Origin of the sequence: Lachnotalea sp. AF33-28, from assembly GCF_003477885.1 — a bacterium.
In the GTDB taxonomy this organism is placed as follows: Bacteria; Bacillota; Clostridia; order Lachnospirales; family Lachnospiraceae; genus AF33-28.
This window is the reverse complement of the sequence record NZ_QUEE01000004.1, coordinates 121,738-143,870: the sequence shown is the minus strand read 5'-3', so window position 1 is coordinate 143,870 and position 22,133 is coordinate 121,738. Positions and strand designations below refer to the sequence as shown.

18 protein-coding genes and 1 tRNA gene are annotated in these 22,133 nt (G+C 50.9%); 4 read left to right on the top strand and 15 right to left on the bottom strand.

The genetic code is table 11. The annotated features are described in order from the left end of the window. Positions 1 to 184 precede the first annotated feature (184 nt). Complete coding sequence (locus tag DWZ56_RS07125; RefSeq protein WP_118555701.1) at positions 185 to 1,837, bottom strand: glycoside hydrolase family 2 protein; 1,653 nt, start codon at positions 1,835 to 1,837, stop codon at positions 185 to 187. A 168-nt stretch (positions 1,838 to 2,005) separates the two neighbouring features. Here DWZ56_RS07125 and DWZ56_RS07120 point away from each other — a divergent pair, with 168 nt between their 5' ends. Beyond that, positions 2,006 to 2,839 (top strand): AraC family transcriptional regulator, encoded by an 834-nt coding sequence (locus DWZ56_RS07120; RefSeq protein WP_118555700.1) that lies wholly within the window; start codon positions 2,006 to 2,008, stop codon positions 2,837 to 2,839. A 2-nt stretch (positions 2,840 to 2,841) separates the two neighbouring features. Here the strand turns inward: DWZ56_RS07120 and DWZ56_RS07115 are convergent, their stop codons facing one another. Beyond that, the gene (locus tag DWZ56_RS07115) at positions 2,842 to 4,695 is read right to left on the bottom strand and encodes an AIPR family protein (protein ID WP_158584488.1); all 1,854 of its coding nucleotides are present in this window, start codon (positions 4,693 to 4,695) and stop codon (positions 2,842 to 2,844) included. Positions 4,696 to 4,978: 283 nt separating this feature from the next. Here DWZ56_RS07115 and alsK point away from each other — a divergent pair, with 283 nt between their 5' ends. Beyond that, on the top strand, positions 4,979 to 5,941 hold the full coding sequence (gene alsK, locus DWZ56_RS07110) for an allose kinase (RefSeq protein ID WP_118555698.1): 963 nt from the start codon (positions 4,979 to 4,981) through the stop codon (positions 5,939 to 5,941). Positions 5,942 to 6,009: 68 nt separating this feature from the next. Then, positions 6,010 to 8,481 (top strand): glycosyl hydrolase, encoded by a 2,472-nt coding sequence (locus DWZ56_RS07105; RefSeq protein ID WP_118555697.1) that lies wholly within the window; start codon positions 6,010 to 6,012, stop codon positions 8,479 to 8,481. A 309-nt stretch (positions 8,482 to 8,790) separates the two neighbouring features. Here the strand turns inward: DWZ56_RS07105 and DWZ56_RS07100 are convergent, their stop codons facing one another. The 4 genes from DWZ56_RS07100 to DWZ56_RS22875 form a co-directional block, all read right to left on the bottom strand. Then, positions 8,791 to 9,654, bottom strand: a complete 864-nt coding sequence (locus DWZ56_RS07100) for a DUF3298 and DUF4163 domain-containing protein (RefSeq protein ID WP_243095117.1) — start codon at positions 9,652 to 9,654, stop codon at positions 8,791 to 8,793. A 53-nt stretch (positions 9,655 to 9,707) separates the two neighbouring features. Beyond that, positions 9,708 to 10,196: an RNA polymerase sigma factor gene (locus tag DWZ56_RS07095; protein ID WP_118555696.1), complete on the bottom strand. Its 489-nt coding sequence runs from the start codon at positions 10,194 to 10,196 to the stop codon at positions 9,708 to 9,710. A 379-nt stretch (positions 10,197 to 10,575) separates the two neighbouring features. Continuing rightward, a complete protein-coding gene (locus tag DWZ56_RS07090) occupies positions 10,576 to 11,043 on the bottom strand; it encodes a GNAT family N-acetyltransferase (protein ID WP_118555695.1) in 468 nt (155 codons plus the stop codon). A 159-nt stretch (positions 11,044 to 11,202) separates the two neighbouring features. Beyond that, complete coding sequence (locus tag DWZ56_RS22875; protein WP_199679557.1) at positions 11,203 to 11,349, bottom strand: hypothetical protein; 147 nt, start codon at positions 11,347 to 11,349, stop codon at positions 11,203 to 11,205. Positions 11,350 to 11,481: 132 nt separating this feature from the next. Between DWZ56_RS22875 and DWZ56_RS07080 the strand changes: the two genes are divergently transcribed. Continuing rightward, positions 11,482 to 11,554 (top strand) — tRNA-Trp (locus tag DWZ56_RS07080). A gap of 80 nt (positions 11,555 to 11,634) precedes the next feature. On the opposite strand, the gene radA is transcribed toward DWZ56_RS07080, so the two are convergent. From radA to DWZ56_RS07035, 9 genes are all read right to left on the bottom strand, one after another. Then, entirely contained in the window at positions 11,635 to 13,023 is a 1,389-nt protein-coding gene (radA, locus tag DWZ56_RS07075) for a DNA repair protein RadA (protein ID WP_118555693.1), read from the bottom strand. 103 nt (positions 13,024 to 13,126) lie between these two features. Further along, positions 13,127 to 13,537 (bottom strand): endosialidase, encoded by a 411-nt coding sequence (locus DWZ56_RS07070; protein ID WP_118555692.1) that lies wholly within the window; start codon positions 13,535 to 13,537, stop codon positions 13,127 to 13,129. A gap of 169 nt (positions 13,538 to 13,706) precedes the next feature. After that, entirely contained in the window at positions 13,707 to 16,172 is a 2,466-nt protein-coding gene (locus tag DWZ56_RS07065; protein ID WP_118555691.1) for an ATP-dependent Clp protease ATP-binding subunit, read from the bottom strand. 24 nt (positions 16,173 to 16,196) lie between these two features. Beyond that, entirely contained in the window at positions 16,197 to 17,228 is a 1,032-nt protein-coding gene (locus DWZ56_RS07060) for an ATP--guanido phosphotransferase (RefSeq protein WP_118555690.1), read from the bottom strand. After that, on the bottom strand, positions 17,221 to 17,790 hold the full coding sequence (locus DWZ56_RS07055) for a UvrB/UvrC motif-containing protein (protein ID WP_118555689.1): 570 nt from the start codon (positions 17,788 to 17,790) through the stop codon (positions 17,221 to 17,223). The genes DWZ56_RS07060 and DWZ56_RS07055 overlap by 8 nt, the downstream gene beginning before the upstream one ends. 16 nt (positions 17,791 to 17,806) lie before the next feature. Beyond that, positions 17,807 to 18,199 (bottom strand): GntR family transcriptional regulator, encoded by a 393-nt coding sequence (locus tag DWZ56_RS07050; protein ID WP_118555918.1) that lies wholly within the window; start codon positions 18,197 to 18,199, stop codon positions 17,807 to 17,809. 165 nt (positions 18,200 to 18,364) lie between these two features. Then, on the bottom strand, positions 18,365 to 19,516 hold the full coding sequence (locus DWZ56_RS07045) for a class I SAM-dependent methyltransferase (RefSeq protein ID WP_118555688.1): 1,152 nt from the start codon (positions 19,514 to 19,516) through the stop codon (positions 18,365 to 18,367). 39 nt (positions 19,517 to 19,555) lie between these two features. Then, positions 19,556 to 20,716, bottom strand: a complete 1,161-nt coding sequence (locus tag DWZ56_RS07040) for a cadherin-like beta sandwich domain-containing protein (protein WP_158584487.1) — start codon at positions 20,714 to 20,716, stop codon at positions 19,556 to 19,558. Between the two features lie 407 nt (positions 20,717 to 21,123). Further along, entirely contained in the window at positions 21,124 to 22,083 is a 960-nt protein-coding gene (locus DWZ56_RS07035; RefSeq protein WP_118555686.1) for an alpha/beta fold hydrolase, read from the bottom strand. Between the last annotated feature and the right edge of the window lie 50 nt (positions 22,084 to 22,133).

The following is a 22,133-nucleotide window of genomic DNA, read 5'->3' as shown; positions in this document are numbered from 1 at the left end:
GGATGCGCATGATTTTCAGCGGCAACTGTCTGCTTCGCAGACGAAAATCAGCGCGATATAATGTCTGCCGACATTATATCATACAACCGCTGCGAACACAAGTTCACAAATCCGTCGGCACCTGCGAAAATCATGAGCGGTTACTGTCCGAGGCTGCCCCACTTGCCGTTTAAGCAGCATATAACTAATGAAACATTTCTTTTATAACATCATAAGCTATTTTGGGACGGCGGTATTCGTCAACAATCCCCTTATTATTGTGACATCTCGCTCTTGTCGCATACCAGATGCTCTCTTCGGTTATACGGCAGTCCGCGAACTGCCAAATGAATACACCGGATATATTTTCATCATTCATATACACTTCGAGATCGTTGCGGATGATATCCGCCTGGCCTTCCTCGCTCCACTTACAGCGGGAGCGGTCACGATACCCATAGACTGCCGCCGCCCCGAATTCACTTACAATAATGGGCTTGTTCTCACCGCCGGATTTTTTTATCCAGTCAATTTCCCGGTCTTTTCTTTCATCATATGGACATTCCTCATACCAGCCGGTGTACTGATTAAAAGATACGATATCCGGCAAATCAAGGCATATATCTTTAAAATGCTGACAGGTTGCGGAGGTAGTCGGGCGCGATTTGTCCATACTCTTTATCTGTTCATATTGCTTTTTGTATTTTTCCCTTCCTTCCTCTGTATGGCTCGCACATTCGTTCAGAATGCCCCATATAATAATCGAAGGGTGATTATAGTGATTGCCGATCATTTCCCTTATGCAGTCTTCGCATTGCTGATCGAAATTGGGATTGTTCATGCCATCTATTCCAAGGCCCCGGGCATGATTTTCTTCCCATACCATAATGCCCCGTTCATCGCACATGTCAAGAAACAGCTCATCATTGGGATAATGGCAGGTGCGCAGCGCATTCGCTCCCATGTCCTGCATCAGATCCATATCCCGCACCATCAGCTGGAACGGGACAGCGCATCCTAAGGAGGCGTAATCCTCATGACGGTTGAAGCCTTTCAGGAAAATCTCTCTGCCGTTCAGCTTTATTTTTGTCCCGCATATCTCGACGGTTCTAAAACCCACACGGTCTATCAAATCGTCCACTTCTTCGCCGTCAATATATAAAACGGCATTCAGCATATACAGGTTCGGTTCCTCATGTGACCACGGCTTCACGCTGTCAAACGTCTGCTCCAGCACCGCGGTTTTAGTGCTTTGGGCGTCAATTTCAATACTGTGGGAAGCGGTTATACCGGCCACCGTGATCTTTAATTCTGCGGCTGCTTTTTCATTTAATAAATTTGATACTTCCACCTCTATTTTCGCCATCCATACACCGTTTTTTATAAACGGTGTAAAATGTACATTTTCTATATAAACACTTGAAATGCGTTCCATCGCAACGCTTCTTATTATACCGCCGTATGTATAATAATCGTTGGGAACATGGAGCGCGGAATGCACACCGAAGGTGTTGTCTGCTTCGACACGTATATGATGTTCACCCGCCGCCGCGTTTTTTACAACTGCAGAAAAAGGCGTGAACGCGTTATAGTGATGCGCAATTTTTTCACCGTCAAAATAAACGTCTGCCGTATGGCTGACTCCCTTAAATACCAGTCTAACCGCTCCCGATTTTGCTATATATACATCCTTTGTATATACACCGTTTCCACGATATTTTACAAAATCCGGGTGCTGCTCCCAGCAGCCGGGGACCGGCATCCTGTATGTCTGATTAGATCCGTTCATTTTAAAATCCCACATCCCGTCAAGCTCTGTGCATTCCCTGATATAGTGCTGCCTGAATAGTCTTAACATGTTCTTCTCTCCTTTTCGCTCTCGCGTTTCTGGTTATTTATATACAGTATACTATCAGCCTTATCCGCAAAAACAATGTCGCAAATTACTAAATCTTTATCAAAAAGTAATGATATTATTGATAAGTGGAAAGAGCGGTATTATAATACAGGATGAGGAGTGATACTGATGTTTAAGCTTGATATACTGAACGATTTACAGCAGAATGTGAAAATAGGAATGAAACAGAATATGTATGTGACGCACGGCGATGCGTGGTTTGAAGAAAAAACAAAGACCGAATACACAATATGGAGTATTGCACGCGGAAACATTTACATAAAAATAGCAGAAAAAGAATATGCTGCGTCTGCAGGAGACGCAGTGCTGTTTTGTCCCGGCATCAGATACATTGCACACAGCGATGAAAACGGATGCGAGTTTCTTTTTCAGCAATTTTCACTTGAACTCGGTAATGATATAAATCTTCTGGCGGAATTCAACCTTGCAGGGATCGTAAGGGGAAATCATATAATCGCTGACCATCTCAACTATTACAGCAAAGCGAAAAATTTAAAATACATTATTTTAGAAAATTCTCTCGGAGTGTATGCGGAATTTTTCTGCTATATATCAAAAATCATAGAACTGATCGATAACGGCAGGAATGAGCCGTTTTTTGAAGATGCGGCTCATTCTCTGCGCTCTGATTTCTGGAAAGCTATTTCCTATATAAGTGAACATTTCTCCGATCATATTTCTATAAAAGAAATTGCTCAAAATGCGGGGTTTAGCGAAAAATATTTTATACAGCAGTTCAAACGCACGCTTGGGTTACCTCCCAAGCAGTATTTCGTTCAATGCCGTATGCGTTATGCGGCTCACAGGCTCCTGCACTCGAATGATAAAATTCAGGAAATTGCAGAATATCTCGGATATGCGGATATCTATTCCTTCTCCAAAGCATTTAAAAAATATTATGACGAGTCTCCGACAGAGTTTCGAAAAAATTACATATATTGACGCTATTTCAATGCCAGCGCCGCCTCCGCCTCCGCCAATGTCTCCAGCTGGAAAGGATATCTTCCCAGATCCTGATCCAGGGTTTTTCCCTTGTAATAGCCGTCATAATCAAGGACGGTTTCTATCCTGCCGTCCACCTCTTCCGAATAAAAATAGTTCTTATTATGAGAATACCGGCTGATTCTGCGTTCAAATACCAGCCACTGCTTCAGCACGGCCTTCGTATAATAGCGGGCGAAGCGGCAGCAGTCCTCCGGCTCCATCTCCTCCCGGTAGGTCCTTCCCGCCACGCTCACCACAGCATACCTGCCATAGCGCAGGGCATTGCCGTAGGTGGCGGCGCCATAGCGGTTGTTGATTAAATTCCGGTACTTCTTTTCCAGCTCCGTCAGGTACTGGTGGCAGAAATATCCGTACATATATCCGCGGTAGGACAGATCCTCCGTCATGAGCTCATGGAAGCTTTCGGTCCGAAACAGCACATCATCGCCGGTACGCCTGGCTTTGGACGCCTCGTTGTGCATACAGGCCGCCACTCGCAGAAAGACGGAGCGGTCCACCATATTATCTTCGCTGATATAGTTTCTAGTTAATCCGTCATAAAATTCACCGCGTTTGCGGTCATAGAAATAGCCGAAATCCTCATAGATCTTCTGCTGATAATAGATCTGCACCCTCTCGTTGGACCTGCGGTCCGCCTCATGCACCTGGGACTGTTCATTGGTTGCCCGGGACAGCTCTTCAATCAGGTGCAGCCTGGCATCCTCGTCCCGCTGCCCGTCAAACAGCGTGATCACCTTAACCAGCACCTCTTTGCCCTCAAAGAGCTCCGGTTCCTCCAGATGCTCCCGATAGATCTGCGAAAGCGTAAAGGCCGTCTGGCCGCCGTTAATGATCTGCGGATTTGTGATAATCAGCTGAGCGGTATCTTTCATACCGATCTGCGCGTTGCAATGGGTATCATCGGAAAGGATGGTGATGCCATTGTTATACAGCGCAATCTCGTTTGTCTTCTTTTCCACCACGGTCCTCTGGATCTTGGGATTTATGTTATTATCCTCCAGGCCTAAAAAGCACCTCGGGTTGTATTTCAGGATCGAATTTTTGTATTTGTACATTATCTTCGCGATTTCCAGTATCGGTACAAAAACCACAGTGATCTTGCAGCCGGTGTATTCCGTCTCCACACTGTAGCCGATCCTGCCGTCATTGCCCTCTTTATTAGCCAGAGACAGATTAATCCGGATCTCATCCGCCTGGAAACAGCATCCTGCAACCACCGGAAAAACCAGATCGGTATAGCATTTTTCAAAATCAAAGACTTCTGTCGGATATCCTCCGGTAAGCCGCCGCAGCTCAAAATCCCGGTATCTCTTAAGATTGGCCAGAAGTACCACGCAGTAGCTGTATCTGCCGACATCTTCCAGCCCTCGGATGTTCTTCTGCATGTTCAGTATTTTATCGTTATAAGTGATCCCATTTTCATCCACAGTCTCACCGTGCAGTATCCGCCAGGTATCCATGCAGAGGATTTCATCTGAGCTTATCTCCTTAGTTTCGAAATTCGTGCGGTTGGTACGGAATTTGGACTGGATAAATATGATCTGTTTTTGCTCTCTGTTTATGTAATAGGCGTCGATTCCCCCATCTCCGGCATCGTCCGTGATATAATTCTCCCGCTCGTTAAATTCATCCAGCCCATAGCGCACCTTTAAAAACAGATGGATAAAGGTTCTGGATCTGGCATTATCCAGCTTTTCATGCTCATCCGGCGCCGGATAATATCTGCGATAGGTTACAGGCGCCTCATTGCGAAGCTCGTCCAGAATATTCACCAGTATCTCATATTGATTCATACCGTACCTCCTTGCAGTCACAGGCTGATGCCGCCATCCCGCGCGCATTTTTATGTTCTTCTTTAGTACTTCCTCAGGTGTTTATTTTATCAGCAACAGCTGTCAAATTCCGTTTAATGACATTATACCAGCTATTTTCCAATTATTGAAGCGTATTCTGACGAAGAGTAACGCTTCTGTACGCTTCTATGTAAAGCGTCACAATCTTTCGATTCCCATATAGCCAATCCGCCGGAAAAGGTGTATACTCCTCTTATCAGCATGCAATTGCCAAGGAGGATTTATGGAAAGCGATTCTTATGTAATTGGGATCGATGTGGGCGGAACAAATATCCGCATCGGCGCAGTGGGTTCAGATCATTCCATCAGCATATCGGAAATCATCAAAAAGGAAAAGGTGCTCACCTCTTCCGATACCGTATATCAGCTGGCGGAATTTGCACAGGAATTCATACGCGGCAAATGTGCGGGGATGAAGATTTCCGCCATTGTGATCGGAGTGCCGGCAGCGGTAAACAGGCAGAAGACCACGGTGTTAAACGCACCGAACCTGCGCGGATTTAACGGTGTCAATGTGGTGGAAATCTTCCGGCAGTACTTCGAGTGTCCTGTTTATGTGGAAAAAGATGTTAATCTGCTGCTGCGCAAGGACATCCAGTTTCTAAATCTTAATTTAAAACAGGAGCAGGTCATAGTCGGCTGTTATATCGGCACCGGCATCGGGAATGCCGTGGTGATCAACGGTTCTTTTTTAACGGGCAAAAACGGCGTGGCCTGTGAGCTCGCCCATGTTCCGGTCATGGAAAAAAATGACCCCTGCCCCTGCGGAAATTTCGGCTGTCTGGACAATTATGTCTCCGGACGCAGGCTGAAAAGACTGCAGGAAACTTATTTCCCCGACACTCATATCAGCGATGTCTTTGTCTGCCACCGCCAGGAACCCCTGATCATCAAGTATGTGGAACGGCTGGCAGTAGCGATCTCCACAGAGGTCAACCTGTTTGATCCGGACTGTCTGATACTGGGGGGCGGTGTCATACATATGCATGATTTTCCCAGAAGGGATCTGGAGATGCGCATCCGCAGCCATTCCCGCAAACCCTATCCGGCCGAGAATCTCAAAATCTACTATTCCAGCAACACCTCCATCGGCGGATTGATCGGCGCCCGCCTCTATGTGGATACCCTCATGTCCAGGGCGGTCGCCACGCCGGACGGCATTATCGCCGCAGCGTACGATCAATAACAGTATCTGCGCGTGCTGCCTTGCTGATAAACAGCGGATCATACTATATACAACAGGAGGTACTAACTATGTCCAATAATCCCTATGCACCGATTCTGCATACCGGTTATGCCAATACGTATTCGGAGGAAACCGTTGAGAAATTCACTGATTGGTGCGCTAAACAGGGTTTTTCCGGATTTTCCATGGAAGGAAAGAGCAAAGCACCTACGGATGAAATCGATCAGTGGATCGAGACCTATCTAACCAGCACCGCCTATGGGGTAAAACATGCCGCCGAGCACGGGCTGGATGCCTGGCTCTTTGACGAATGGGGCTATCCCACCGGCACGGCCGCGGGCAAGACGATGAAAGATCATCCGGAATTCCAGTCCAAAACCCTGCATTTAAGCATGGATCTGGTGCTGCAGCCAGGGCAGACAATCGCCCTTCCGGTGCCGGAACATTTTCTGGCTGCCGCAGTCTGGCCGACCGGCCGTTTCGGTCCCGCCATGCCTTTACCCGGCACGGCATCCGAACAGCTGCTCCCTGAAAACGGGCAGATCACCCATACGGCTAAGGCCGTAGAACGCCTGGCCGTAGTGACCTGGGAATTTGTCAGCACAAGAACCATCGGTATCTTTAAAAACGATCCGACCAAGCCGGAATACGGCACGCTGGATCTTTTGAGCCGGGAGGCGGTGGCATTTTTCCTGACACAGATGCACGAACGCTATGTACAGCCCTATGAAGGGCATTGGGGAGGCTCCTTTAAGGGATTTTTCTACGATGAACCCTTCCTGTCCTATCCCGTTCCCTATACTTTTGATATCCTGGATGAATTTAAGAAGCAGATGGGCTATGACCTCACGCCGTTTCTGCCGGAGATGATGTGCTCCATCGGCACCATGCGCGCGGACCGGGTTCACCTGTCGGACTACCGCTATGTCTGCACGAAACGGATGGCGGAAGCCTTCATCGGACAGATGGCGGACTGGTGCCACAGCCATGGAGTGGAACTGGTGGGCCATCAGGATCTGGATCATTCCGCCAGAGGGTTAAATACAAACAGCGGCAATTACTTCCACAACTCCGCCTACAGCGATGCGCCGGGCGTGGACTATATCTGGAATCAGATTCACTGCGGAGATTTCTGCGATTATCCCCGTTTTGCCGGTTCCGCCAGAAGGCTTTTGGGCAAGCAGCACGCCATCAGTGAATCCTTCGCCGCCACCGGACGTTCCCTCTATCCGGATCAGATGCGCTATGCCATGGAGCACCAGGCGCTGCGCGGCATCGACCGCTTTTACCTGATGATCGTTGATCCGGACCCCCACGAGGGCGGTTTCTTCGGCCCCTTAAGCCAGGGACATCCGCAGAGCGAGCTCTTTGGGAAAATGTTAAATCATCGCATCGCGGTGACGAACCGCATGCTGAATGAAGCAAACCCCTGTGCGGAAACGGCCGTATATCTGCCGATGCAGGACATCTATCTGCAGAATCTGCTGCTGACAGACCCGGCCTCCACCAGCCTGTACCCTCACATCTGGGACAGGGTTGACGCCATCGCTAAAGCGCTCTGCTACTCACAGTGTGATTATGATTACATCTGGGACGATGCGGTGCTTGAGCTGCCGCTTGAGAACGGGGCCTTTGTCACCCCGAAAGGCCAGAGAATCCGCACGCTGCTGATCAGCCAGGGCACGAATCTGTCCGAACCGATCTCAAACAGGCTGAACGAATTTCTCGCTCAGGGCGGAAAGATTCTAAGTGTAGGAGGACAGATCGCAGCGCTGGCAGGTAAGCTTCCGCTCTATGCCACTGCGAAAGACGCCGCTGCCGCGGTGCCGCACAGGATCACCGCTGAGAATGAATGCGCCGTCAGCCTGACACACAGGAAATCCGATGACCGGGAGTATTTCTTCCTGTTGAACGAAGATAAGGACAGCTGCCAGACCGTTTTTCATTTTCCTGAAGAGGGCAACCTGTCCGAGTTTGATTTTGAATCAGAAGAATTCAGAGCTGTGGAAGGACATCATCCCATGCTCTCTTTCACTCCCATGCAGCTGCGTATCTTCAGCATCACAGCCCGGAAAGAAATGCTTTCCGCTCTGCCGTCCGGCGTCACGGCAGTCAAGCTGACAGATTGGGAGCTGACCCTGTCCGACGGTTCCACCGTAGATGCCGGTGATGTGCTGGGTGACTGGAGAAGATGGGAGGATCCCTGCTACAGCGGTATCCTGACCTACCGCACCGAGTTTCATCTGGATAAAGACTGCCGCATCCGGCTGGATCTGGGCAAGGTGTGCTACGCGGCCAGAATCCGTGTGGACGGCGCTGAACATCTGGTACCTTTTGCTCCATTTACCAAGGTTCTTGAGCTTGCCGCAGGCAGCCACAGCCTGGAGGTGGATGTGCTCAATACAGGCGCCAACGATCTGATCGGCACCCCCGAGCGGGAGCTGGTAAAGGGCGCAGATTCCCGCGCATCCATGTATGAGCATGACCGTTTCCGTCTGGAAAGCGGGCTGTTTGGCCCGGTTACTTATACGGTTATCTAACAAGAAAGAATCCCGCGAGCGGGATTCTCCGCCTGCGGCGGGTCGCTTTGGCGACATAATACCTTTCCGCCGCAGTGCGATCCTACGCGGAGCGTTTTTTGTTCAATAGGCCGTATTTTCCTATTGAACAAGAAAGAATCCCGCGAGCGGGATTCTCCGCCTGCGGCGGGTCGCTTCAGCGACATGATTCCGTTCCGCCGCAGTGCGTTCCTGCCCGGAGGGCTTTTTAATTACATAGGAGAGTTCGGAGAACTTTTCTATGTAATTAAAAAGGGGGCATATCACCAGTGTGATAGCCCCTTCTTCATCTTATTCAATTACAAACTCCTGTCTTCCCATCCCTCCCGGCGCTATCTCATAGGCGTCAAAAACCACCACAGGCTTTCCGGCCTGATTGATGTAGAATTTTGTTCCCGCATCGATGGTTTGAAAGCCGCCTTCCTTTGGATCAAAATACTGGAGGCCGGGATCGGACTTAAGTCTTGACTCCATCTGCCTTACTATGCTCCGGTTGGCGATATCCACATAATCAGCTCCTAACAGGTCATAAAGAGTCAGCACTCTGCCGCTTTTAAGATCCAGGTTATAATAATAGGCCACCGCATTGGCCGAAGTCCAGTTTTCCGTTCCGCAGAGCACGAAAGACGTCATATCCTCCCGCTGGCATTTCACCTCATAATCCACAGTGATGGCCAGCTGGTGCCTCGCAAATTCTTCCTCCGTGCCTCCGGTAGCAAGAAACGCCTCCTTATACTCGGAAAGCCTTTGTTTCGCCCCGGCGATATAGGCATCCGACGCGGCCTGTATGGCCTGATTCACTTCTGCCGACAGCGCGGTATCCGCCTCTATAGCCGGTTCCTTCACGGAAATCTCCCTGTCACGGTTTATATCCGTATAGCTGCGGACGGTAAGTACTCTGGCAATATCCCCAAGCACAGGAATACCATATACTCCCATTGCGAAGGCCTGGCTGGTATTAAGCACCAGTACCAGGCATGCGATGCAGGCCGCCGGTATCAGCATACAGCCGCGGAAAATTCTAAGCTTTCTCTGCTTTTCTTTTATCTTCACTTCTTTTTCTGCCTGTCGGATGGAATGCTCCACCAGCTCTGATAAAGTATCAGGCACCGGAAGTTCCGCATAGATCTTCCTGGCTTCACCCCACTCACTCATGCAAACTCCTCCTCATCCTGTCACCAGCCGCAGGCTGATGACCTGCGCACACTTCAGTGTGCTTCCTCAAGATAGTTTTTCAGTTTTTTTAATCCGGAATAGAGACGGCTCTTTACGGTATTCAGATTCGTATCTGTGATTTCCGCTATCTCCTTAAGGGTCATCTCCTCATAATAGTGCAGCACGATCACGACCCTGATATTTTCCGGCAGCAGCTCCACCTTTTTATACAGCTCCAGTCCCGGCTCATAAGCAGGCTCCTGATAAGAACCCTCTTCCAGGTCAAGAGGCTCATAGAGCACTTCTCTTCCGTTATCTCTGATATAGGTCAGGCTCTCATTGACCAGCACCCGGTAAAACCAGGTTTTCATATATTCACTTTTTCGGATGGTACGGTACTTTTCCAGTGTGGTACACACCGCGTTCTGAACCACATCCAGCGCCGCTTCCCTGTTTCCCGTATAACTGTAGGCAAGGCGGTAAAATCGGGACTGGTTCTCTATAATATAAGATACGATTTCTTCGTATAATTGGTTTTTCATTCCGGCAATCTCCTGCTTTTATCTGCCGTCCATGACAATCTGCGCCGCTTTGGGACAGACTGCATCCGCGCTGCGCGCTATTACAGCGCTAATTTAAAGGCCTCTGATATATTAGATCCCTCTGCACCGGAAAAAGTTTGCGATTTTATAAATTTTCTTTATATTTATTAACCCATGCTTTGCAAAATCTTCAGAATTTAATCAGGATCTTTCATAAAACCGTAAATGAATGATCACACTTTCAACACACTTTCCAGGTATACTATAGACCATAAAGCAAATGCTTTTTCAAATAAACTTTTTCATACTTCACAAAGGCCGGCGAACACAATCGCCGGCCTCCTCCTTTATTACGCGCCAATCTGTCCGCTTCGTCCTGTCACAGTCCGCACGGGCCGTCCATTTCGGTCACCATCAACTTTTCTCCGTGGGGATCCGTTTCTCCGGTCAGATGAAATCCCGCCTGCTCATAGAGGTGCATCGCCCTCTTGTTTTCCTCATAGAGGCTCAAAAATATTTCATTGCGGCCGTATTCCTGACGAATTCTTTCCAGTATCGCGGATAGAGCCGTCCTGCCATATCCCATTCCCTGATACCTTTCATCGATCATAAAACGGTCCAGCCATACCCGGCCGCCTTCACCTTCCTGCTTCCACAGTCCGTACATGGCAAAACCCACCAGCTGCTCTCCGTCGTAGATCCCCACAGGCCGCCACTGCGGACACTGATCCGCCTCCTCCATGCACTGGACGGTTGTTTCAATAAATCCGGCCTGGGAAGGCGCAACCGTAAGTGCCTGTACCTGCTGTCTGTTCTGGCTGTTGACGGGGATAAACCTGATCTTCATTCTCTCTCATTGAACTCCTGTTCTATGTATTGTCTGAAAGCGCCTCTTATCAGCCGGCGCTGCAGCGCCAAACCGGACACGGTTTGACGCTGTTTATCATATTATACACCAACCGGTGCGATCCCGCAAAAACATTAGTGGCTTTACTATACGCTTCATTTAAACCTGCCGGCTTTTCGGATCCACCGCCTCTTTCCTCACATTATGCTCCTGGTTTTGATTTTCCGGCTTCACTTTCTGCGTGATGCTGTTGAATTCTTCCAGGTTCCTTTTCTGTCTGCTTTTTTCCAGCTCTTTTTTATCCATTTTGTCACCTCTTATTGTCTGATAAAGTGTTACTATTATGGTTCGAAAAAAGCAAAAAATTATGCAAAAAAAGTTGACAGAAAACGGCCTCTATGGTATAACTATCTGGCAGGCTTAAATCGGCCTGATGATAGGGGTGTAGTTCAGTCGGTAGAACGTTGGTCTCCAAAACCAAATGTCGAGGGTTCGAGTCCTTCCGCCCCTGTTTAAAAGCCTTCAAAGCCATTGGTTTTGAAGGCTTTTTTGTACTTTTATTTGCCGGTGGGCAGGCAGGGAGCCGCACCATCATCTTTGTCCGCGCAGCCCCGCCGCTTCAATGGCGTCCCGGATGGTTCCCACCCCAATCAGGCGCATCCCCTCCGGGCTTTTCAGGCGGGATAAGTTTACCCGCGGCAGGATGCAGGTGTGAAAGCCCAGCTTTAAAGCCTCCGATACCCTTTGATCGGCGGCAGTGACGGCACGCACCTCACCTGACAGCCCGACCTCACCGAATATAATGGTCTTCTCATCAATCTCGCGGTCATAATAGCTGGATACCAGCGCCAGCATGATGCCCAGATCCAGCGCAGGCTCATTGATCCGCATGCCTCCGGCGATATTCACATAGGCATCGCATTCGGAAAAATGCATCCCCAGCCGCTTCTCCAGCACTGCCAGCAGCAGGTTCAGCCGGTTAAAATCCGTTCCTGCGGCGGTTCTGCGGGGTATGTTGAAATTGGTATGGCATACCAGTGCCTGTATCTCCAGAAGGATCGGTCTGGTTCCTTCCATGGAACAGGCCACCACCGATCCTGAGGCGCCTTCAGGCTTTCCGTTCAGCATATATTCGGAAGGATTTAAGACCTCGGCCAGCCCCTCTTCTCCCATCTCAAATACGCCGATTTCATTGGTGGAGCCGAAACGGTTCTTTACACCTCTAAGAATCCGATAGGATGCGGACCTCTCTCCCTCAAAGTAAAGCACCGTATCCACCATATGTTCCAGCACTCTGGGGCCTGCCACCACGCCTTCCTTGGTCACATGTCCCACGATAAAGATCGAGATGCCGTATCCCTTGGCCAGCTGCAGCAGCACGTTGGTGGATTCCCTTACCTGGCTGACACTGCCCGGCGCACTGCTCACCTCATCCTTATACATGGTCTGGATGGAGTCGATGATCACCACATCCGGCCTGCGCTGTGTGATCACACCGTCGATCACATCCAGGCTCGTCTCACACAGGAATGTGAGATCGCCGGTAAAGCTCCCCATTCGGTTCGCCCTAAGCTTGATCTGGCGGAGCGATTCCTCTCCCGATATGTACAGCACCTTCTTACCGGCTGCCGCCAGATTTTTGCAGACCTGTAAAAGCAGAGTGGATTTACCGATGCCCGGATCGCCTCCTACCAGCAGCAGGGATCCCGGCACAATGCCGCCGCCCAGCACGCGGTCCAGCTCCCCGAAACCCGTGCCGTAACGGTCCGCATCCCCTGTCTCTATCTCATTGAGTGAAGACGGCACAGAGGCGGGAAGCCCCGGCCGGTTAGCTGACGCACCGGCCTTTGTGCTCTTAGGGGCGGCAGGCTCTTCCGTAAAACTGTTCCAGGCCCTGCACCCGGGACACTGCCCCATCCACTTGGTGGATTCGTATCCGCACTCCTTGCAGTAAAATACCGTATTTTTGCCTTTTGCCATATGAACCTCTTTCTTGTCATCTCAAGACAGCTGTGGGGCCGGACAGTCCATGCCTTACAGGCAAAGGAGGCCCGGCCCCACATTGTATGCTGTTTCTTATCTTCTATTTCTCCACTGTAACAGCCAGCGCCTGACCGGCGCTTAGTTCTACGCTGAAGGACAGCTTGCCGCTTCGGTTGGTGGTCATCTCCCCCACCTGTTTCCCGTCCACATAGATCTTATAATCTGTGGCCTCTTCCAGTTCCAGCGTAATCTGGGCATCTTCATTGCCTTCTACCTGAAAGGATACTCCGGTCTCAGTTACTGCGAAATTGGTGACTGCGGTACCCGGTACGGATTCGTACACAAACATGCCGTTCTTTTCCAGTCTTGTGCTCTCCTGGAACGTCTTCACGTAATAGATATCCCCCTGATGTTCGAAATCAGGCATCTTTGCCTTGCTCGTAAGCGTATAGTCCCCAAAGCTTAATCTGCCGTCCGCTTCCGCACGCAGTAATTCTTTAATTGCTGGCATTACATTGCCCTCCCTGATCTATTTCTTTGGTTGCATCCGGAACCGGCATGCCGATTCCGGTTTTTCATGCATATATTATAGTATAGTTCCATGCATTTTTCCAGTACTTGTTTCAATCCATAAGGAATTTTACCTAACGGTTCAGACGGCACTAGAGCGTGTTTTACTGTCAGGCATTTACCGGCTTTGCTGCAGCAAACTTCAGCGCATTCTTTTCCAGTGAAACGGTCACTTTATCTCCGGCCCGGATATTGCCGTCCAGCACCTCTTCCGCCAGCTTATCTTCAATATTGCTCTGAAGTGCCCGGCGCAGCGGTCTGGCTCCGTATTTCTGATCGTATCCCTTGTCGATCAGCCATGATTTGGCTTTGGGCGTCACATGGAGCGTGATATTCATCTGGCTTTCGATCCTGCGGTTGATGGAAGATAACATGATATCCACAATCTCTTCGATGTTGCTTCTGGTCAGGGCATGGAATACGATGATCTCATCGATCCTGTTTAAAAATTCCGGTTTAAACATGCGCTTAACCTCGTCCATCACATTGTTCTTCATGTTGTCATAGTCGGCCTTTTCATCGTTTGCCACGGTAAAGCCCAGGCGCTTCGGCTCGACGATCCGCTCCGCCCCCGCGTTACTGGTCATGATCAAGACCGTGTTCTTAAAATCGATCTTTCTTCCCTGAGCATCTGTGATATGCCCGTCATCCAGCACCTGAAGCAGGATATTAAACACATCGGGGTGGGCCTTTTCAATCTCGTCAAAAAGGATCACCGAATATGGGTTGCGGCGCACCTTTTCGCTTAACTGACCGCCTTCATCGTATCCCACATATCCGGGCGGCGATCCCACCATCTTGGATACGCTGTGCTTTTCCATATACTCCGACATGTCCACACGGATCAGCGCGTTTTCACTGCCAAACATGGCCTCCGCCAGAGCTTTGGACAGCTCCGTCTTGCCGACTCCGGTAGGTCCCAGAAAGAGGAAGGAACCGATGGGGCGCTTGGGATCCTTCAACCCCACACGGCCTCTGCGGATCGCCTTGGATACGGCCACAACGGCCTCTTCCTGCCCTACCACGCGCTCATGCAGGATGGACTCCAGCTTCTTTAAGCGCTCGGTCTCCCCCTCCTCCAGCTTGCGCACAGGGATCTTGGTCCAGACGGATACCACATCGGCTATCTCATTTTCGGTCACCACCAGCTTTTTGCCTGTTTTCTCTTTCTCCCACTTCGCCAGCAGTTTTTCTTTCTTCTCACGCTTCTTTTCCTGTTTTTTCTTTATCTCTCCGGCTTTTTCATAAGCCTCGCTCTTGATGGCCGCTTCCTTGTCCGCATTCAGCGCCTCAATCTCGGATTCCAGCTGCTTGATCTCCGGCGGCGCCACAAAGGCTGCCAGCCGCACCTTGGAGGATGCCTCATCGATCAGGTCAATGGCCTTATCCGGCAGGAACCGGTCGTTGATATATCTGGCAGAAAGCTTAACCGCCGCCTGCAGCGCTTCGTCCGTAATCGTCACCTGATGGTGTTCCTCATAACGTCCCCTAAGGCCCTTCAGGATTTCAAAGGTCTCCTCCTCGGACGGCTCATCCACCATGACCGGCTGAAAACGCCGCTCCAGGGCCGCATCCTTTTCGATATACTTGCGGTATTCGTCCAGGGTTGTAGCGCCGATCAGCTGTATCTCGCCGCGGGCCAGAGAGGGTTTTAAGATATTGGAGGCGTCGATGGCGCCCTCCGCACCTCCGGCCCCGATAATCGTATGAATCTCATCGATGAATAAGAGCACATCTCCGTCATCCCTCACTTCAGATATGACCTTTTTAATCCTTTCCTCGAACTCTCCTCTGTATTTGGAACCGGCCACCATACCGGACAGGTCCAGGGTCAGCACCCGCTTGTTCTTAACGGTATCAGGCACATTGCCTGTGATGATCTGCTCCGCCAGCCCTTCCGCGATAGCTGTTTTACCGACGCCGGGTTCCCCGATCAGACAGGGGTTGTTTTTCGTCCTTCTGCTTAAGATCTGAATCACCCGCTGGATTTCCTCAGTCCTTCCGATGACAGGATCCAGCTTTCCCTCTCTGGCCTGCTGGGTTAAATCCCTGCTGTAGGAATCCAGAGTGGGCGTCTGGGATTTTCCTCTGGCCCCCTGTCTGGCATTGTTCAACTCCTCTTTATAGGAACTGGTGTCCTCACCGATTGTCACCAGCAGATCCACATAGAGCTTCTGAATGTTGATGCGCATGGTGTTTAACAACCGGGCCGCCACACAGTCCCCGTCCTTTATGATCGCGATCAGAATATGCTCCGTACCGATCAGCTGTGATTTCAGGCGCATAGCCTCGCGGTAGCTGTTCTCCAGAACACGCTTGGCCCTGGGGGTATAGCCTTCCGGTTCCGCTGTCTGGACCTGGTTGACCGGCGCGATCAGCTGCCCCACCAGCTCCACCACCCGTTCCTCTTCCACACCGTGGTTTTGCAGGACGGTGGCGGCCACACTGGTGCCCTCATGAAGGATACCGATCAATATATGCTCTGTGCCCACATAGCCATGTTCAAATTCTCCGGCAACCTCTACCGCCAGATTCAGCACTTCCTTCGCTTTATTGGTAAATCTGTCATATAGCATGATTTTTGTGTTCCTTTCTGTGTTCTATTTATTCCCGTCCAGATCCGGCAGCTGGCTTCTGATGTATTCCGCCCGCAGCACATCCAGCTCTTCCTCTTTCACCGGATGCCCCGCGTTTTCCGCCAGATTGGCCGGCTGTATGCCAAGCATGAGTCCGTAAATATTGACGGGGTTCTGCATATGAATATATCCGTCATTTAAGCCTGCCCTGATCTGCGAGAGATAGGTCATGCCCTCCTTCAGTGACAGCCTGCGCGCGTATTTCAGCACGCCGTAGGACTTGTAAGTTTCATCCTCCCGCTCACCGCGGTGCTCCTTCTGCAGAAGCATGCGCGCCTTGCGTTCCTGCGCGGCGATCTGTCCCGCGATCTGATGGACCGTGGCGATGATATTTTCCTCGCTTAAGCCCAGGGTTTTCTGATTGGATATCTGGTACAGGGCGCCGTAGTTCTCCGTCGGCTCTCCATAGGCGCCTTTGATGGTCAGCCCAATTCTGGTAATTTCCTCCAAGAGCTTTCGAAACTGCCTGCCGCTGGCCGTCACCGGCAGATGCAGGAGCACCGATGCCTTCAGCCCCGTCCCCATAGTGGTGGGAAAGGCGGTCAGATAACCGTACTTGCTGTCAAAGGCATATGCAAACTTCTCATTTACCGCATCGTCCAGATCATTGGCCCTGCTCCACAGCTTCTGCAGAGACAGGCCGCCCATGCTGCACTGTATCCGTATATGGTCATCGCCGCAGATGAGTACACTCTCCGACTCATCGTCAGACATGAAAAGTCCCATCTTTCTTCCGCTTTCCGCCATGGCCGAATTGATTACCCTTCGCTCCCGCAGCACATCCTTTTCCGCTTTCTGCCCCGGAGCCAGGCTCTGATATTTAAGGTTTGGAGCCGCATCCTGTATACCGCCCTTAAGCAGACCGATCAGGCCCTCCCGGTCCGCATCCTTAAGCTGCTCCGGAAACGCATAGCCCTTCACATTGCGGTTCAGCCTGATGCGGCTGGAAATGATCACATCCTGCTGCCGATTCGCATCCTCATACCATTTAAGCATCTGCGTTCATCCTTTCTTTTAATTCCTTAATCTGATCGCGGTACTTGGCTGCCGTCTCATACTCCTCTTCTGCAATCGCTTCCCGAAGTCTTGATTCCAGCAGAGACAGCTCTTCTTCCTGGCTCTTTCGGCCCACATCGGCGCGTTCCTTCTCATCCGTCTCTTCCAGGCCGTACTTCGGCCGTTTTCCCACATGGGTATCGCTGCCCTGCAGCTTTTTAATATTATCACTCATGAGCAGATCAAACATCTGATAGCAGTCGGGACATCCGAACCTGGAGTTTTTTATAAATTCCTCATAAGTGGTTTTACAGGTAGGACAGGAAAGCTGTTCCATCCTGGCCTCATCCTCCATCTTGCTCTCGTCCTCGGTCTGAAGCCCCAGAAGGCCGGAAAGCAGCCTGCCGAGCGGAAACTCCGAATCAAAGATCGCCGCATAGGGGCCTCCCAGCTCCATTTCCCTGGCGCACTGGCTGCACAGATTATGCTCTGAGCGCACGCCGTTAATCACTTCTGTATACCGGATATTCGCTTCCCGCTGTCCGCATCTTTCACACAACATATCGGTATCCTCCCATCTATTCTCCGCAATCCTGGCCCGGAGACATATAATTATTAAACAGATTGTCAATCATCGCATGGACTTCATTTCTGCTGATATTCTTGCAGATTGCCTTTGCCAGCACAACCTCCAGTTCCTTCTGCAGCTCTTCCAGCGCCTGGTATTTATCGCTGTCCACCGCCACAACGGCTCCGCGCCGGCGGTCCAGCTTGACAAAGCCCTCCTGCCGCAGCACGGTATACGCCTTATTCACCGTATGCATATTGATGCCGATATGCTCCGCCAGCTGCCTGACGGAAGGAAGCGCATCCCCCTCCCGGATCGAATCCGTAGCGATTCCCAGTATGATCTGATTGCAGAGCTGCACATACAAAGCCTCATCGCTGTTAAAATCAATCTTTAAAATCACCATGTATCACTCCAATCCTGCCCTACGCCCCGCACCGGCCGCAAGGCTTTTCATACCGTGAGAGACTGCCGGGCGCTCCCATGATATAAAAATTGACAAGTCCGTTAAGTTATATCTGTTATATATATGTTATAACAGATGCACACCGTACTTGTCAATGGTAATTTACACCTGGCCTCCGTCCTTCATCAGGCGCAGCAGGGTGGGGGAAAGGTGGAATTCTTCAGTTAGGTTCAGCACTTCGTCCAGCGCTTCCCGGCGCTTTCTGCTGCTGATATCCGAGCGTATGCCACGGATCAGTATATTCTTAGGGGTATGGGCCATATCGATAAATTCCAGCAGCTGTGTCCGGTAGCCGCTGTACTCCAGCAGGTTGCCCCGGATCGCGTCAGTGAACAGCGCCGCCGCCCGCTCCTTGATGATCCCATAGCGCGTGATGGCTGCGAGGCGTTCGCTCTCTATCTGCCCGTTGCATTCATGCTGGCAGCAGGGTACGGAAAAGATCATTTTCGCATTCCAGCGGATTGCGTGATAGAGCGCGTAGTCCGTGGCCGTATCGCAGGCATGCAGCGTGATCACCATATCCACCGGTTCGTCACACCGATAGCCGCCGATATCCCCAATTTCAAAATTCAGGCCGTCATAATGATACTTCGCTGCGGTCTCGCTGCAGCGGCGGATCACATCCTCTTTTAGATCCAGACCGGTCATGCGGACCTGCATGCCGCGGATCTCTGTGAGGTAATAGTAGAGTATAAAGGTCAGATAGGACTTCCCGCACCCGAAATCGATGACCCTCAACTCCCCGCCTTCCTGCCCTTTCAGCGCATCGTCGACCAGCTCCACAAAGCGGTTGATCTGCCTGTATTTATCATACATGGATTTCACAACGGCCCCTTCTTTTGTGAAAACGCCCATATCCACCAGCGGCGGAATTACCGTACCTTCTTTTAACAGGTAATTTTTCTGACGGTTATGGCTTTCCAAAGACGCTGGCTTTGCGGCGGCCCGTGTCCTGTTCACGAGGGCCCTGCCTTTCTTAGAGATCTTTATCTGATATTCATGGATGTCCGTCCAGGCGTTCATCTGCATGTAGCGGTCCTTCAGTTGGCCTGTCAGATAGCCCGGCAGTTCCTGCGCGCTTAAATTCAGATGGAATACCTGCTTCTGCGTATACTGTTCCGCCTGGTAATATTCTTTTTTGCGGCTTACCACAATCCGGCGGTAGGGCTCTGCCTGACTGCGTGGGCCGCTCAAAATATAGCGGTAAGCGCCTGCCTCTATTATCTTATTCACTTCTGACTCGAAATCTTCCATCTCTTTCCTTCCCTGTACAGGCCTTGACCGCCCATTATCCTACAGATCAAATAATTCGATATCGCTGTCCTGACCGTCCGTTTCTTCCTTACCGGCCGCGTCTTCTTCAGGCCTCGGAGTCTCCTGCTCTTCTTCATCAAGATCGATGAGCTCCAGATCCAATAGTTCTATGTCATCCGAATCCCCGGCATTTTCTTCTTCCGCCGCTTTATCCGCCTTCATGGCGCTGTCAGTGTCCGCACGGCTGCCTGCATCCCCTGCGCTGTCCGTGCCGTTGCCCGCTTCACTCACCAGACGGCTTAGAAGCGCGGTGATCTCATCGATCTCCGCTTTGGTCCTGCGGTCTTTCACGCCGTTAAAGCCCACATTGGCAGAAGAATCCTCCTGCCGGGTTTCACCCGCTTCATCGGTTTCACCCAGATCCCATACAGTCTCTGTCTCTTCCTCCAAATCGTCCAGTTCTATGAGATCAAAGTCTGATTCTTCCTCATCCTCTTCCGTTTCTTCGGGTAACGTTTCCTTTTCCTCATCGGCTCCGTCTTCCTCCGGTTCCCCGCCGTCACCGTTCTCCCAGGGATCCTTTGAGGCCTTCACCGACCTGACCGCCATCACAATCAGAATCAGGACAATGATCACCACCAGAGCCAGGAGTGTCAGCCTGACATACTTATTATGCAGAATCTCCAGGATTCGGGCAGTAATGCCGTCTTCTCCCTCCTGGGAGACAGGCTGCTCCGTTCCCATAGTCTGTTCCCCGGAAGGCTGTTCCGGCACACCGGCCGTCTCATTGCCGCCGGCCTGTTCAGTGGAGGCAATGCTTTCCCCCTCGGCCGGACGCACGACATAGAGTGTATAGGTATTGAGCGTCCCGTCACCGGCGGTAACACGGATTGTAATCTCATTATCGCCGACCTGCAGATCCGTATTGGATACAACGAATTTAGCTTCCTCTGCCGCTGTCCGCGCGCTGACCGCAAGACGCGTATCCTTATTCTCCACATAGACCGTATACTCCGTCACTTCCGGCGAAAATTCCGGCTCCATCGTACCTGGAGCGACGGTCAGTGTAACCAGCGTCGCATCGGAGGAAGATCCTCCTTCTCCTGTTGCAAATGCAGTTCCCGGAACCAGTACGGTCATGAGCGCTGCCATAACCGTCATCATAAGCCATCCGATCCATCTTTTTTTCTTCTGTGCCATAACGCTTTCTCTCCTGTCAGATCTATGAAGATACACCTGCCCGTATCCGCAGATTTTCGTCATCCTGTTATAAACTACATTATATAAGGCTTCTGCTGCCGTTGTCAAATATATTGTGAAAAGATTCCGGCATATGGGTTGTCATTGTTACAATTCGCAGCTGCCGCAGATTTTTCACACATAAGAGGACAGGGCATGATCCTCATTGGGACGGATTTCAAGGAATCCCAATGAGGGCCATGCCCTGCCCTCTCATGTGATGCTTTGCCAAAAACTCATTTAGACGTAACAGTTCAGACGGCGGGAAAAATAGTGCAAAAGCAGGCGTTGAGCTTGCTCATAAGACTGTTTTTGTGCTATTTTTCACATCGGATGGACATCCGATGCTTCTTGACCGGTTTTTTCGGTCAAGAAGATGAGCCGTCTGAACTGTTACATTTAGACGGTATTTTATCCAGCCAGCACAGGATATCGTCGCAGACCTCTTCGCGGTTTGTTTCGTTTAGGATCTCATGGCGCGCGCCCTCATACAGTTTGAACTCCACGTCCTTTATGCCCGCCTCTTTATACTGTCTGCAGGCCGCTTCCACGCCTTTTGCATAGCCGCCCACAGGGTCCTCTGCGCCGGAGATAAACAGCACCGGCAGCTCTGCCGGAATCTTGTCCAGATCCTTTTTCTTCATCACATCCGTCAGCAGCGTGAAGAAATCATGATAGGCGGACACGGTGAAGATGAAGGTGCAGAACGGGTCCGCATTGTATTTTGCGACAATCTGCGGGTCCCTGGTCAGCCAGTCGTTGGCGGTGACCAGAGGCTTTATCCTCTTATTATTACTTCCGAGCGTGAGGTTAAAGAGCAGCCTGCTGCGGTAACGTGCGCCCTTAACCTTCATCATAATGCCCGAAAGCCACCGTCCAAAGACCACAGCGGCAAGCGGCTGGCTCCCGGTCCCCATGATGATGGCGCCGTCCAGCTCTTTCCCGTACAGCGTCAGATACCTCCGTGCAAAGAAAGAACCCATGCTGTGCCCCATCAGCACATAGGGGACATTCGGATACTGCCCTTTCATATGAATAAACGTCCGGTGCAGATCCTTTAGCACCAGCGCGGCACCATTTTCATCGGCGAAATATCCCAGATCCTCTTTTAAGACGGCTGTCTTTCCGTGGCCCAGATGATCGTGTCCAACAACGAGGATCCCCTGCGCGGCACACTTAGAGGCAAACCAGTCATAGCGGTCCACATATTCCACCATGCCGTGGGAAATCTGCAGAATCATCCGCACCTCTCCGTCCGGCACCCAGCGCAGCGCGTGGAGACTGGACTTTCCGTCCGAAGACGGAACCGTAAACTCTTCTTTTCTCATAGCCTTCTCCTCCTCATTGATTTACAGAGCATCCGGGCTGTTTTGCCTGG